At 68.6% G+C, this 13,725-nt stretch carries 11 protein-coding genes; 2 read left to right on the top strand and 9 right to left on the bottom strand.

What is annotated here, in order from left to right:
* Nucleotide 1: 1 nt before the first annotated feature.
* The 7 genes from pgk to A5780_RS34040 all read right to left on the bottom strand — a co-directional run bounded on the left by pgk (nucleotide 2) and on the right by A5780_RS34040 (nucleotide 8,880).
* Nucleotides 2-1,222, bottom strand: coding sequence for a phosphoglycerate kinase (pgk, locus tag A5780_RS34010; RefSeq protein WP_030514033.1), 1,221 nt, complete (start codon nucleotides 1,220-1,222; stop codon nucleotides 2-4).
* A 4-nt stretch (nucleotides 1,223-1,226) separates the two neighbouring features.
* Entirely contained in the window at nucleotides 1,227-2,246 is a 1,020-nt protein-coding gene (gap, locus tag A5780_RS34015) for a type I glyceraldehyde-3-phosphate dehydrogenase (protein WP_064911097.1), read from the bottom strand.
* A gap of 467 nt (nucleotides 2,247-2,713) precedes the next feature.
* Nucleotides 2,714-3,697 (bottom strand): DNA-binding protein WhiA, encoded by a 984-nt coding sequence (gene whiA / locus A5780_RS34020; protein WP_030514031.1) that lies wholly within the window; start codon nucleotides 3,695-3,697, stop codon nucleotides 2,714-2,716.
* Nucleotides 3,688-4,776, bottom strand: a complete 1,089-nt coding sequence (gene yvcK, locus A5780_RS34025; protein ID WP_064911098.1) for a uridine diphosphate-N-acetylglucosamine-binding protein YvcK — start codon at nucleotides 4,774-4,776, stop codon at nucleotides 3,688-3,690. Before yvcK ends, whiA begins: the two co-directional genes overlap by 10 nt.
* Nucleotides 4,773-5,714 carry an RNase adapter RapZ gene (gene rapZ, locus A5780_RS34030; RefSeq protein ID WP_051042714.1) on the bottom strand — a complete coding sequence of 314 codons (942 nt, stop codon included), beginning with the start codon at nucleotides 5,712-5,714 and terminating at the stop codon, nucleotides 4,773-4,775. The genes yvcK and rapZ overlap by 4 nt, the downstream gene beginning before the upstream one ends.
* A gap of 104 nt (nucleotides 5,715-5,818) precedes the next feature.
* Nucleotides 5,819-7,939, bottom strand: coding sequence for an excinuclease ABC subunit UvrC (gene uvrC / locus A5780_RS34035; RefSeq protein ID WP_063013345.1), 2,121 nt, complete (start codon nucleotides 7,937-7,939; stop codon nucleotides 5,819-5,821).
* An 86-nt stretch (nucleotides 7,940-8,025) separates the two neighbouring features.
* Nucleotides 8,026-8,880, bottom strand: coding sequence for a LysR family transcriptional regulator (locus tag A5780_RS34040; RefSeq protein ID WP_063013346.1), 855 nt, complete (start codon nucleotides 8,878-8,880; stop codon nucleotides 8,026-8,028).
* A gap of 71 nt (nucleotides 8,881-8,951) precedes the next feature.
* Here A5780_RS34040 and A5780_RS34045 point away from each other — a divergent pair, with 71 nt between their 5' ends.
* Nucleotides 8,952-9,992, top strand: coding sequence for a bile acid:sodium symporter family protein (locus A5780_RS34045; protein ID WP_082976877.1), 1,041 nt, complete (start codon nucleotides 8,952-8,954; stop codon nucleotides 9,990-9,992).
* Here the strand turns inward: A5780_RS34045 and A5780_RS34050 are convergent.
* Entirely contained in the window at nucleotides 9,970-11,259 is a 1,290-nt protein-coding gene (locus A5780_RS34050) for a winged helix-turn-helix domain-containing protein (protein WP_064911099.1), read from the bottom strand. The genes A5780_RS34045 and A5780_RS34050 overlap by 23 nt on opposite strands.
* A 126-nt stretch (nucleotides 11,260-11,385) precedes the next feature.
* Here A5780_RS34050 and A5780_RS34055 point away from each other — a divergent pair, with 126 nt between their 5' ends.
* On the top strand, nucleotides 11,386-13,056 hold the full coding sequence (locus tag A5780_RS34055) for an FAD-binding dehydrogenase (protein WP_064902660.1): 1,671 nt from the start codon (nucleotides 11,386-11,388) through the stop codon (nucleotides 13,054-13,056).
* Here the strand turns inward: A5780_RS34055 and A5780_RS34060 are convergent.
* Nucleotides 13,053-13,643: a hypothetical protein gene (locus tag A5780_RS34060; protein ID WP_063013352.1), complete on the bottom strand. Its 591-nt coding sequence runs from the start codon at nucleotides 13,641-13,643 to the stop codon at nucleotides 13,053-13,055. The genes A5780_RS34055 and A5780_RS34060 overlap by 4 nt on opposite strands.
* Nucleotides 13,644-13,725 lie beyond the last annotated feature (82 nt).

Raw genomic sequence — 13,725 nt, forward strand, 5'->3', positions numbered from 1 at the left:
ATCAGCCCTCCCCGTCCTCGAGCACGCTGATACCCGGAAGCTGTTTGCCCTCCAGGTATTCCAGCGAGGCGCCGCCGCCGGTGGAGATGTGGGAGAACCCGTCCTCCGGCAGGCCGAGCGTGCGCACGGCCGCGGCCGAATCGCCGCCGCCGACCACGGTGAACGCGCCCTTACCGGTCGCACTCACCAGCGCCTCGGCCACCGCGCGCGTCCCCGCGGCGAAGGCGTCGAATTCGAACACACCCATCGGGCCGTTCCAGAACACCGTCCGGGCCTCGGTCAGCAGCGCGGCGAAGCGCTTGGCCGACTCGGGCCCGATGTCCAGGCCCATCCAGCCCTCGGGAATTTCGTTTGCGGCCACCGTCTTCGACTCCGCGTCCGCGGCGAACTTGTCCGCGGCCACGATGTCCACCGGCAGGTGGATGACGTCGGCGAAACGCTCCAGCAGCTCCTTGCAGGTATCGATCATCTCCTCCTGAAGCAGCGAGGAGCCGACCGAAAGACCTTGGGCGGCAAGGAAGGTGAAGCACATACCGCCACCGATGACGAGGGTATCGACCTTGGGGGCCAGCGCCTCGATCACGGCGAGCTTGTCCGACACCTTGGAACCGCCGAGCACGACCGCGTACGGACGCTCGGTGTCGGTGGTGAGCTTGCGCAGCACGTCGACCTCCGCGGCCACCAGTGTGCCCGCGTAGTGCGGCAGCAGTTGCGCCACGTCGTAGACCGAGGCCTGCTTGCGGTGCACCACCCCGAAGCCGTCGGAGACGAATGCGCCGTCGTCGCCGACCAGCTCCACCAGCGCCCGGGCCAGCTTCTGGCGCTGGGCGTCGTCCTTGCTGGTTTCGCGCGGATCGAAGCGGATGTTCTCCAGCAGCAGCACATCACCGTCGGTGAGGCCCTCGGACCGCGCGAGCGCGTCCTGGCCCACCACATCACCGGCGAGCTGTACGTTGCGGCCCAGCTCCTCGCTCAGCTTCGCGGCGACGGGCGCCAGCGACAGCTTCGGATCGGGTTCGCCCTTGGGGCGGCCCAGGTGGGCGGTGACGACGACCTTGGCACCGGCCTCGGCCAGCGTCTTGATCGTGGGCACCGAGGCGATGATCCGGCCCGGATCGGTGATCACGCCGTTGTCGAGGGGAACGTTCAGGTCGGAGCGCACGAGTACGCCCCGCCCCTCCACGCCCTCGGCAAGGAGATCCTGAAGGGTCTTGACTGCCATGGGTTTACAGCGACTTGCCGACGAGGCCGATCAGGTCGGCGAGACGGTTGGAGTAACCCCACTCGTTGTCGTACCACGACACGACCTTGACCTGGTCGTCGATGACCTTGGTCAGCGGCGCGTCGTAGATCGAGGAGTGCGGGTCGGTCACGATGTCGCTGGAGACGATCGGGGCGACGTTGTACTTCAGGATGCCCTTCAGCGGTCCCTCGGCGGCGGCCTTGTAGGCGGCGTTGATCTCGTCGATGCTCGCCGACTTGCGCAGCGTCGCGGTCAGGTCGGTGACCGAACCGGTCGGCACCGGCACGCGCAGCGCGTAGCCGTCCAGCTTGCCCTGCAGCTCCGGAAGCACCAGGCCGATGGCCTTCGCGGCGCCGGTGCCGGTGGGCACGATGTTCAGGGCGGCGGCGCGGGCGCGACGCAGGTCGCTGTGCGGGCCGTCCTGCAGGTTCTGGTCCTGCGTGTAGGCGTGGATCGTGGTCATCAGACCACGCTCGATGCCGAATTCGTCGTTGAGGACCTTGGCCAGCGGGCCGAGGCAGTTGGTGGTGCACGACGCGTTGGAGATGATGTTCTGGCTGCCGTCGTACTGGCTGTCGTTGACACCCATGACCACGGTCAGATCCTCACCCTTGGCGGGCGCGGAGATGATGACCTTCTTGGCGCCGGCGGCCAGGTGTCCCTTGGCCTTGGTGGCGTCGGTGAAGATGCCGGTCGACTCGACGACCACGTCGACACCCAGATCACCCCACGGCAGCGCGGACGGGCCCTCCTTGATGGCCAGTGCCTTGATCCGCTGGTCGCCGACCACGATGGTGTCGTCGCCGTCGAGCGAGACGTCCTGCGGCAGCCGGCCGAGGATCGAGTCGTACTTCAGCAGCGTGGCCAGGGTCGCGTTGTCGGTGAGGTCGTTGACCGCGACGATCTCGATATCGGTGGTGCCGAGCGCTTTCTGCGCCTCCACCGCCCGGAAGAAGTTACGTCCGATACGACCGAAGCCGTTGATGCCTACCCGGACAGTCACGTTATCGCTCCTCAGCTTTCAAGCGGATTCATTCCGATGCCAGACCACCCTAATGCCCGGCCATAACATCACGGACACGCCCCTGCCGCGACCTCACCGGCCCGACGCTGCGCCGGTGAGTGTGAGTTCACGCCTCTCGCACCGAACCGTGGCGGCCGCGGCCGCCGGCCCTGCCCATTCGCGGCGGGGATACCCATCTGCCAGGGTTTTCACCTGTTCCGGCTCAGCTGTTTAGGTGCCGGTGGGTTCGGTAGCACGAGCCTATCGCACCGCGCTCGCCCGCGAAGGCGCCACGAACGCAGCTTGTGGACAACCACGAACCTGTGGACAAACCGTCGCTCGTGCGGCACAAGGGGATTCGCGACCACGGCACCGCTCGATTCACCCTCGGACCGGGAAATCGGCCGAGGGACCGTCATCACGAGGACGGTCCCGGGCCGATGCCGACCACCCGGGACCGGTCCCGCTCACGCGTCTTCGAGCAGTTCGGCGGTGACGGCCGATTCGGTATCGGGAATGCCCAATTCCTTGGCGCGGCGGTCGGCCATGGACAACAGGCGGCGAATACGCCCGGCGACGGCGTCCTTGGTCATGGGCGGGTCGGCCAGCTGCCCGAGTTCTTCCAGCGAGGCCTGGCGGTGCTGCACGCGCAACCGTCCCGCGGCGGCCAGATGATCGGGCACGTCCTCGCCGAGGATCTCGAGGGCGCGTTCCACGCGGGCCGCGGCGGCGACGGCGGCCCGGGCCGAGCGGCGCAGATTGGCGTCGTCGAAGTTGGCGAGACGGTTCGCGGTCGCGCGGACCTCCCGCCGCATCCGGCGTTCCTCCCAGGTCAGCCGCGTGTCCTGGGCGCCCATCCGGGTCAGCAGGGCACCGATGGCCTCCCCGTCGCGGACCACGACGCGATCGGTGCCACGCACCTCGCGGGCCTTGGCCGAGATGCCCATCCGGCGGGCCGCGCCGACCAGGGCCAGTGCCGCCTCGGGGCCGGGGCAGCTCACCTCGAGCGCCGAAGAACGCCCGGGTTCGGTGAGCGAACCATGGGCCAGGAAGGCCCCGCGCCAGGCCGCTTCCGAATCGCCGATGCTGCCGCCGACGACCTGCGCGGGCAGTCCGCGCACCGGGCGGCCGCGCACATCGAGCAATCCGGTCTGGCGGGCCAGCGCCTCGCCCTCCTTGGACACGCGCACGACATATCGGGAGGTCTTGCGCAAACCACCCGCGCCCAGCACGTGCACATCCGATCCGTAGCCGTAGAGCTCGAAGATCTCGCGCCGTAGTCGCCGCGCGATCGAGCCCATATCGACCTCGGCCTCGACGATCACCCGACCGCCGACGATGTGCAGGCCACCGGCGAACCGGAGTAGGGCCGACAGTTCCGCCTTGCGTGCACTCACCTGCGAGACGGACAGACGGCTCAACTCGTCTTTCACCTCGGCTGTCATCGCCACGAGACCCGCTCCTTTCCACCCAACACGGACCGCACCTGCTGGACCGGATGCCGTCCTTCGACTCGAAGCCCTGCCAATTCCGGCCGAGGTTGGCGGATCACCTGATCCAGTGCGGCGGCTAGCTTTCCAGGGTGGTGCCGGTCCGTCCCCGCCTCGGCGACATCAGCGAAGGTTACTCGTGCACGCAGCTGTTCGGCAGCTCTTGCCACATGTTCGCGCTCCCTACCCTCGGGTACGGAGCCGGAGTCCACCAGCACATGGTCGACAGCGAAATCCGGTGCGTGCTGGGACAATACATGCAGGTGCCGTTCGGCGGAGAATCCCGTGGTCTCTCCGGGCTCCGCCGCCAGGTTCAGGACCAGCACTTTCACCGCGTGCGTATCCATCAGCGCCTCCCGCAGATCCGGCACGAGCATGTGCGGAATGACGCTGGTGAACCACGATCCGGGGCCCAGCACCACCACGTCGGCGTGCTCGATCGCCGAGGTGGCCTCGGGGCTGGCCGGCGGGTCGGACGGGATCAGCCGGACCCGGCGCACCTTTCCCGGCGTGGTGGCCACCGCGACCTGGCCACGGATACACCGGCTGACCCGCGGGTCGGCCTCGAGGCCGGAGACGTCGGCCTCGATGGTCAGCGCGGTCGGCGACATCGGCAGCACCCGGCCGACGCAGCGCAGGATCGCGGCCATCTCGTCGAGCGCCGCGACCGGATCGCCGAGCACCTCGGCCAGCCCGGCCAGCACGAGGTTGCCGACCGAATGCCCGGCCAGCGCTCCGGTGCCGCCGAAGCGGTGCTGCGCGGTGCGCGCCCAGACCCCGTCGGGATACTCGGCCAAGGCCGCCAGAGCCATGCGCAGATCACCCGGCGGCAGCATGCCCAGTTCGGCACGCAGCCGCCCGGACGATCCCCCGTCGTCGGCGACGGTCACGACCGCGGTGATGCGCTCGGTGAGCCGGCGGGCGGCGGTCAGGGTGGCGTAGAGACCGTGGCCGCCGCCCAGGGCCACCAGAGTGGGCTCTTCCGAATCGCCGGATTTTCCCGACGCGGAGGTGTCGTCGCTATGGTCCGCGTCGTTCATTCGCGCCCCAGATCCCGGTGGACCACGCGGACGACGTCGGTCGAGGCACTGTCGGGCCGGCCCAGCAGTTCACCCAGCTCTTCGGCGATCGCCACGCTGCGGTGCTTACCACCGGTACACCCCACTGCCACGGTCATATATCGCTTACCCTCCTGGCGGTAGCCGCTGGTGGTCAGGTCGACCAGATGGCGGCACGTATTCACATAGTCGTCGGCGCCGGGCCGTGACAATACGTACTCGCTGACCACGGCGTCCTGCCCGGTATGTTCCCGCAATTCCGGGATCCAATGCGGGTTCGGCAGAAATCGGACGTCGAAAACCATGTCCGCGTCCAGCGGAACACCGTATTTGAATCCGAACGATTGGATCGTCACCTGCAGGGCCGCGGGTGCGCCGCCGCCGTAGGCCTCCTCCAACTTGCGGTGCAACTGATGCACCGACAGCGCGGTCGTATCGATCACCAGATCGGCGGCGGTCTTGACCTTCGACAGGGCCCGGCGTTCCGCGGCGATCCCGGCCGAGAGGGTGCCGTCGGCGCTCTCGCTCTGCAACGGGTGGCGGCGGCGGGCGAAGCCGAAGCGCCGGATCAGCACATCGTCGGAGGCCTCGAGGAACAACAGGCGGGTGCCGACCCCGTTGGCCCGCAGCTGATCGGTGACCCCGGACAGGTCGCCGGTGAAGAAGCGGCTGCGCACGTCCATGACCAGCGCGAGTTTGGTGATCGGCGGATCGGCGGCGGCACCGAGCTCGATCAGCCGGCCGATCAGTTCCGGCGGCAGATTGTCCGCGACATACCAGCCGAGGTCTTCGAGGACTCGGGCGGCGGTGCCGCGCCCGGCACCGGACAGGCCGGTGACGATGACGACCTCGACCGGATGCGCATCGGGCTGCGGCCGGATGCCGGTACTCGCGTTGGGGTTCGATTCGACGCTCGTCATGTCCTATCGGGTTCCGTCCGTGGCTGCCATTCGATCATCCTGCCCGCCCCGACCGGCCCCGGCGGAGCGCGCACCGCCGGCGAAACCGAGCCGTGACCGAGACGTCATTCGGAGTTGAGGGCCGCGAGCACGGCCTTGGCCGTCGCCACCCCGATACCGGGCACCTCCGTGATTTCCTCCACCGTAGCCTGCTTGAGTTTGGCCACCGATCCGAAGTGGGTCACCAGTGCGGTGCGACGCGCCTCGCCCAGCCCCCGCACCGAATCCAGGGCCGACGCGGTCATCCGGCGCGAGCGTTTACTGCGATGGAAGGTGATGGCGAATCGGTGCGCCTCGTCACGCACGCGCTGCAGCAGGAACAGCGATTCGCTGGTGCGCGGCATGATCACCGGGTCGGACTCGCCCGGCACCCACACCTCCTCCAGGCGTTTGGCCAGCCCGATCACCGCGACGTCGGTGATGCCGAGTTCGTCGAGCACCTCCGCCGCGGCCGCCACCTGCGGGGCGCCGCCGTCGACGACGTACAGATTCGGCGGATAGGAGAATTTGCGCGGCCGCCCCGTGGCCGGATCGATGCCGGGCGGTAGATCCGCGGGTTCGGCCTCGGCGGTGGCGATCGCCGCGGCGCCGGCCTGCGGATGTGGAGCACCGGTTCCGCCCGCGTGCTCGGCCGCATCGGCCTCCGCCGTCGCCGCCGCACTGATTTCGTCGAGTTCCTTGCGCAGCCGATAGAACCGGCGCCGCGTGACCTCGGCGATGCTGGCCACGTCGTCGGAGCGGCCCTCGCCCGCGGCCTCCTTGATCGTGTAGTGCCGATATTCCGATTTGCGCGGCAACCCGTCCTCGAACACCACCAGCGAGGCCACGACATCGGTGCCCTGCACGTGGCTGATGTCGACACATTCGATGCGCAGTGGTGCGCTGTCGAGGTCGAGGGCGTCCTGAATACCTTGCAGCGCGGCCGATCTCGCGGTCAGATCGCCGGCGCGCTTGAGTTTGTGCTGGGCCAGCGCCTCCTGCGCATTGCGTTGCACGGTCTCCATCAGCGCCTTCTTGTCGCCGCGCTGCGGCACCCGCAGCGCCACGGCCGAGCCGCGCAGCCCCGACAGCCAGCCCTGCACCTGCTCCGGATCGCCGGGCAGCTCCGGAACCAGGACCTCGCGCGGAACCGCGGTGGCGGGAGTCTCCGTATCGGTGTGCTCGGCGAAGGCGGCCTGTTCGCCGTAGAACTGGGTGACGAACTGTTCCACCAGCGCGGCCAGCTCACTCGGCCCCCGGGCACCCTGGTCGATCGGCGCGGCGCCCGCGGCGTCTTCGGTACCGGCCCAGTTCAGGTCGACGGCGTCGCCGGATTTGTCGACCACCCAGCCGCGCTGGCCGCGCACCCGCCCGTCGCGCACGTGGAAGATCTGCACCGCGACCTCGAGTTCGTCGGAGGCGAAGGCGATCACGTCCGCGTCGGTGCCGGTGCCCAGCACGACCGCCTGCTTCTCCAGTGCGCGTTTGAGCGCGGCCACATCGTCGCGCAGGCGTGCGGCGGTCTCGAAGTCCAGATCCGCTGCGGCGGACTGCATTCGGCGTTCCAGCTCCCGCACCATGCGATCGGTGCGGCCGGACAGAAAGTCGCAGAAATCCTCGGCGATGCGGCGGTGCTCGTCGGCGTCGACCCGGCCGATACAGGGCGCCGAACATTTGTCGATGTAGCCGAGCAGGCACGGACGCCCGATCTGCCTGTGGCGCTTGAACACTCCGGCCGAACACGTCCGCACGGGGAACACCCGCAACAGCAGATCCACCGTCTCGCGGATGGCCCAGGCGTGGGCGTACGGCCCGAAATACCGCACGCCCTTCTTGCGAGCGCCCCGATAGACGAACACCCGCGGATATTCCTCGTTCATACTCACCGCGAGCATGGGGTAGGTCTTGTCGTCGCGGTAGCGCACGTTGAAGCGCGGATCGAATTCCTTGATCCAGTTGTACTCCAGCTGCAACGCCTCGACCTCGGTGGATACCACCGTCCACTCGACGCTCGCGGCGGTGGTCACCATCTGCCGGGTGCGCGGATGCAGCGAGGACACATCGGCGAAGTAGGAATTCAGGCGGCTGCGCAGACTCTTGGCCTTGCCGACATAGATCACCTGCCCGTAGGAATCCCGGAATTTGTAGACGCCGGGTTCGACGGGAATGGTGCCCGGTGCGGGCCGATAGGTCGCGGGATCTGCCACGGAACCAGGTTAACGACCGGCACCGACAGCGGATACGCGCCGTGACCGTCGACGGTGTGCGGCCGGTGACAGGCGCCGCGCGGTGGTCATCGGTGCATGCGGTGGGCGCCGGCGATGATCGCGTCGCAGAGCGCCTGTTCGGGTTCGGAGAGCCGGCTGTGCCGGCGCAGCAGCACGAACTCCAGCTCGCCCAGTTCCGGCAGCTTCTCGTCGTCGATCGCGAAAAGTCCTGGGGGAAGAAGGGTTTCGGCGTGCGCCACGACCCCCAGTCCGGCCAGCACCGCGGCCCGCAGGCCCAGCTGGCTGTCGCTGACGCAGGCGATCCGCCAGGTCCGTCCTTCCCGCTCGAGTGCGCGCAGTGCCACGTGGCGGGTCAGGCTCGGCGGCGGATAGGTCACCACGGGGACCGGGTCGACGATGTCGCCGACACCCGAACGCCCGGCCCACACCAGCCGGTCGCGCCACAGCAGTTCTCCGTGCCGCTCGCCCGGCAGCCGCTTGGCCACCATCAGATCCAGTTCGCCCGCCGCCATCCTCGTTTTGAGGTTCTCGCTGAGCCCGACGATCAGTTCCAGATCCACCCCCGGATGCGACCGCTGGAATTCCAGCAGGACGTCGGGCAGTTCGCGCGCGACCAGATCGTCGGAGGCGCCCAGCCGGATCAATCCGGTGAGCCGGGAATCGGAGAAGTAGCGGTCGGCCTCGGCCTGTGCGTCGAGGATGTTGCGCGCGAAACCGACCATCGCGGCACCATCGGCGGTCAGCGCCAGATTGCGGGTGTCGCGGCGGATCAGTTCGCGGCCGGCGGCCTGCTCGAGCCGGGCGATATGCCCGCTGACCGTGGACTGGCGCAGGCCCAGGATGCGGCCCGCCGCGGTGAACCCGCCGGCGCGTTCGACCGCCAGGAAGGTGCGCAGTAATTCCGGATCGAACACATTCATCACGCTACTCGTTCATAGATATCGCTTCCATCGACTTTGGCGATCAGTAATGGACGTCGTACCGTGGCGAGGTGACGTTGCTGGCCAAACTCCGTATCGACGGGTTCCTGCTGGGCTTGTTCGCGGCGATGGCGATCGGCCTGATCCTGCCCGCTCGCGGCAGCGCGGCCGACATACTGGAGTGGGGCACCAAGGTAGCGATCGCGGTGTTGTTCCTGCTGTACGGCGCCCGGCTCGAACCGCGTGAGGCGCTCGCGGGCCTGCGGCACTGGCGGTTGCACACGACGGTGCTCGCCGCGACCTACATCCTGTTCCCGCTGCTCGGCCTGGCGATGCGACTGCTGGTCCCCTCTGTGCTCAGCGACGAGCTCTACACGGGAATGCTCTACCTGTGCCTGCTGCCCTCGACGGTGCAGTCCTCGATCGCGTTCACCGCCATCGCGCGCGGCAATGTCGCGGCCGCGGTGGTCAGCGCATCGGTGTCGAACCTGCTGGGCGTGTTCCTGACACCGCTGCTGGTGATGCTGCTGATGCAGACCACCGGCGACGCCACCGTCTCGCCGATGTCGATCGTGCAGATCGTGGTGCAACTGCTGCTGCCGTTCATCGCCGGTCAGCTGCTCCGGCCGAAGCTGCATCGCGTACTGGCGCACACCACCCTCACCAAGATCGTCGACCGCGGTTCGGTGTATCTGGTGGTCTACGCGGCGTTCAGCGCGGGCATGGTCGAACACGTCTGGCAGGGGCTGGCCGTGGGTCGTCTGCTGGCGGTCGTGGGTGTGGCGATCGTCCTGCTGGCGGTGGTGCTGGGCGTGACGGCGGGGGTGGCGCGGCTGTTCGGGTTCGACCGGGCCGATCGCATCGTGGTGATCTTCTGCGGGTCCAAGAAGAGTCTGGCCACCGGCCTGCCGATGGCGACGGTCCTGTTCGCCGGACATCCGGTGGGCCTGATCGTGTTGCCGCTCATGATCTTCCACCAGATTCAGCTGATCACCTGCGCCGCGCTGGCCGGGCGGTGGGGGCGCGCGGCGGACGAGGCCGAGGCGGCCCGGACCGCGACCATCTCCCCCGATGCGGCGGTCCCCGGGATCACCCGGGCTCCGCGAACCTGACCCCGGCCGGCACCGAAACCCGTTCGCGGGCAGCCACCTCGACGGCCAGCGCCGCGGCCAGATCGCCGCGCTCGCCGACCACCACGGTCTCGAGCTCGAGCCACCCGGCCATCGCCTCCAGCTGCCGGGCCAGCTCGTGGGCGATGCGCGCGTGCGGCCGACCGGGTTCGGCGAAGGCGCCGAGCACGTGCAGCCGGCCGGTCGCACGGTCCGCGCGCAGATCCACCCGGGCCACCAGCTCGCCGTCGAGCAGGAACGGGAACACGTAATAGCCGTGCACCCGTTTGTGTTCCGGGGTGTAGATCTCGATCCGGTAGTGGAAATCGAACAGCCGCTCGGTGCGCGGCCGGAAGAAGATCAGCGGGTCGAACGGGCACAGCAGTGCGGCGCCCTCGACCCGCCGCGGGATCCGCGTCCCGGTACGCAGATAAGCCGGCTTGTCCCAGCCGTCCACCCGCACCGGCTCGAGCTCTCCCGCGTCGACCAGCTCGGCCAGCGCGGGTTCACATTGCCGCCGATGCAGCCGGTAGTAGTCGCGCAGATCGGTCTCGGTGGCCACACCCAAGGCCTCGGCGGCCCGGAGGACCAGTTCGCGCACCGCATCCGGTTCGTCGATGCGGCGGGCGACGACCTCGGGCGGCAGCACCCGCTCGGTGAGGTCGTAATGCCGCTGAAAACCCACGCGCTTGTCCACCGAGAGCTCCCCGGTGGCGAACAACATCTCGCACACCACCTTGGTGTCGCTGTGGTTCCAGCCCCAATGATCCTTGCGCCGAGGGCGATTCAACTCGAGCCGGCGTTCCACCTCCGCCGCGCTGCACGCGCCGACCTGGTCGATCACGCTCAGCACCCGCCCGGGCAGGTCGGGATGCTCGTCGAGCACCCGGCGCGCCCCACCCCAGCGGCCGTGGGCGTACCCGGCCATCCGCCATCGCAGCAGCGGCCAATCCTCCACCGGAATCAGCGCCGCCTCGTGTGCCCAGTACTCCACGAGCCGCCGCGGCCGCCGCGCGCTGTGATCCCATATCGCCTCGTCGAGCAGCGAACGATCGTAGGCGCCGATCCGGGCGAACACCGGCGCGTAATGCGCGCGGACCACTGCGGTGACCGAATCCAATTGCAGCAGTTTGGTATTGCGGACGACTCCGAGCACCGCGCGGCGCGTCGACGGACCTCCCGCGCCGTCCGTCCGGTCGCGGTCGGTGGTGGCGAATCCCTGGGCGGCGAGTGCGGCCCGGCGGGCCGCGGCGGAGGTGATGGTGCGCACGCACCGAATCTGCCATGGGCCACCGACAGATATGGCGGAGCCGGGCTCGCGACGGCTCGAATCTGCTACCTTGAACACGTTCGATACACGAATGTATCCAAATCGCCCGAACGCGGAGGAGTACCCGTGGCGCCGTCACAACAGCCGGATGTCATCGTCGTCGGAGCCGGGCTGGCCGGACTGGTGGCCACCTATGAACTGACCCGGGCAGGACGGCGGGTACTGGTCCTCGACCAGGAGAATCGCAACAATCTCGGCGGGCAGGCTTTCTGGTCGCTGGGTGGACTGTTCCTCGTCGACAGTCCCGAGCAGCGACGCCTCGGCATCAAGGACTCCTTCGCGCTGGCCTGGCAGGACTGGCTGGGTTCGGCCGGATTCGATCGCGACGACGAAGACCACTGGGCGCGCCGGTGGGCACGCGCCTACGTCGAGTTCGCCGCCGGAGAAAAGCGTCGGTACCTGCACGATCTGGGGTTGCGGGTCACGCCCCTGGTCGGCTGGGCCGAGCGCGGCGGCGCCACCGCCGACGGGCACGGCAATTCGGTGCCGCGCTTCCACCTCACCTGGGGTACCGGCCCGGAGGTGCTGCGCGTCTTCCTGGAACCGGTACTGGCCGCCGAGCAGCGCGGGCTGGTGGAATTCGCGTTCCGGCACCGGGTCGACGATCTGATTGTGGAGGACGACGCGGTGGTGGGCGTGCGAGGTAGCGTCCTGGAACCGAGCGAACTGGACCGTGGCGTGGCCTCGTCGCGAACGACGGTGGGCGAGTTCGAATTCCGCGCCCCGGCGGTCCTGGTGTCCTCCGGCGGCATCGGCCACAACCACGAACTGATCCGGAAGAACTGGCCCACCGAACGGCTCGGCCCCTGCCCGCAGACCATGATCTCCGGCGTGCCCGCCCATGTCGACGGCCGCATGCTCGCGATCTCCGAATCGGCCGGCGGGCGAATCGTGAACCGCGACCGGATGTGGCACTACACCGAGGGCATTCACAACTGGGATCCGATCTGGCCCGATCACGCCATCCGCATCATTCCGGGCCCGTCGTCGTTGTGGTTCGACGCGAACGGAAAGCGTTTGCCCGCACCGTGTTTCCCCGGTTTCGACACCAATGCCACGATGAAGGCGATCCTGGACACCGGCTACGACTACTCGTGGTTCGTACTCACCCAGTCGATCATCGAGAAGGAATTCGCCCTCTCCGGTTCCGAGCAGAATCCCGACATCACCGGTAAGGACCTCAAACTCACGCTCAAGAGCCGCGCCGCCAAGGGCGCGCCCGGCCCGGTCGAGGCGTTCAAGCGGCACGGCGTGGACTTCGTGGTCGCCGACACCCTGCCCGAACTCGTGCGCGGCATGAACGAGATCGCGCGCGGCCCGCAACTGGACGTCGCCGCGCTGGAACACCAGATCGTCGCCCGCGACCGCGAACTGGACAACAAATACAGCAAGGACGCGCAGCTGATGGCGATCGCCAACGCGCGTCGCTCACTCGGCGACAAACTGGGCCGGGTCGCGGCGCCGCATCGGATTCTCGATCCTTCACACGGTCCGCTGATCGCGGTACGGCTCAACGTGCTGACCCGCAAGACGCTGGGCGGATTGCAGACCAATCTGGACTCGCAGGTGATCCGCTCCGACGGCTCACCCTTCCCCGGCCTGTATGCCGCGGGTGAGGTCGCCGGCTTCGGCGGCGGCGGCGTCCACGGCTACAACGCCCTGGAAGGCACCTTCCTCGGCGGGTGCATCTTCTCCGGCCGCGCGGCCGGGCTCGCGATGGCCCGGCTGCCGCGTTAGGGCCGTTCCAGGCTCTTCGCCCCGACGGTGCGGGTCAGGCTGAAGATCGGCAGGCCGATCACCAGATGCTCGATGGCGGTGGTCACTCCCACCCAGATGTCGCTGGACAGCGTCAGCGGGATGACCACCGCCGCGGCGATGAGGATCCCGACGATCCAGGCGAAGAACATATCCGGCGACGGCGTGCCCAGATGCAGCAGATACCAGAGCACGCCGGCGAGCAGGGCGCAGAAGAAGGCCACCACCGCGAACCAGTACCCCTGCTCGGCCATCGGGTTCCAGACCCCGAACTTGCCGCTCTCGGTGGCGCGGGTGGCGATGACGTCGATGATCCACGCGCACAGCCAGGCCGCCAGCGCGGTCACGATCGCGGTGGCGAGTACCCCGCCCGCGAACATGCCCACGTTGACCTCGGGCCGCCGCCGCGGCGCGGGCTGCTGCCCGCCCGGCGCCCGGTAGGGCTGATAAGCGGGATCCTGCTGGTAGTAAGCGGGATCCTGCCGGTAGGCGGGGTCCTGATAGCCGCCCGGCTGATAACCGCTTTCGTACCGCGTGGTGTGCTGCTCACGCGGATCCTGGGGATGCACCGCCGATCACCTCCGTCGAATGTGTGTGCCGAGTCTAGGGCCACACCCGCCGCTCGGCGCGCCTTCGGCATACCCGGTGTCG

The organism is Nocardia sp. 852002-20019_SCH5090214 (assembly GCF_001665865.1).
Taxonomy (GTDB): Bacteria; Actinomycetota; Actinomycetes; order Mycobacteriales; family Mycobacteriaceae; genus Nocardia; species Nocardia nova.

Coding starts and splice junctions, on each gene's coding strand:
- pgk (WP_030514033.1), bottom strand. CDS start 1,222: ATGGCAGTCAAGACCCTTCAGGATCTCCTTGCCGAGGGCGTGGAGGGG.
- yvcK (WP_064911098.1), bottom strand. CDS start 4,776: ATGAACGACGCGGACCATAGCGACGACACCTCCGCGTCGGGAAAATCC.
- rapZ (WP_051042714.1), bottom strand. CDS start 5,714: ATGACGAGCGTCGAATCGAACCCCAACGCGAGTACCGGCATCCGGCCG.
- A5780_RS34040 (WP_063013346.1), bottom strand. CDS start 8,880: ATGAATGTGTTCGATCCGGAATTACTGCGCACCTTCCTGGCGGTCGAA.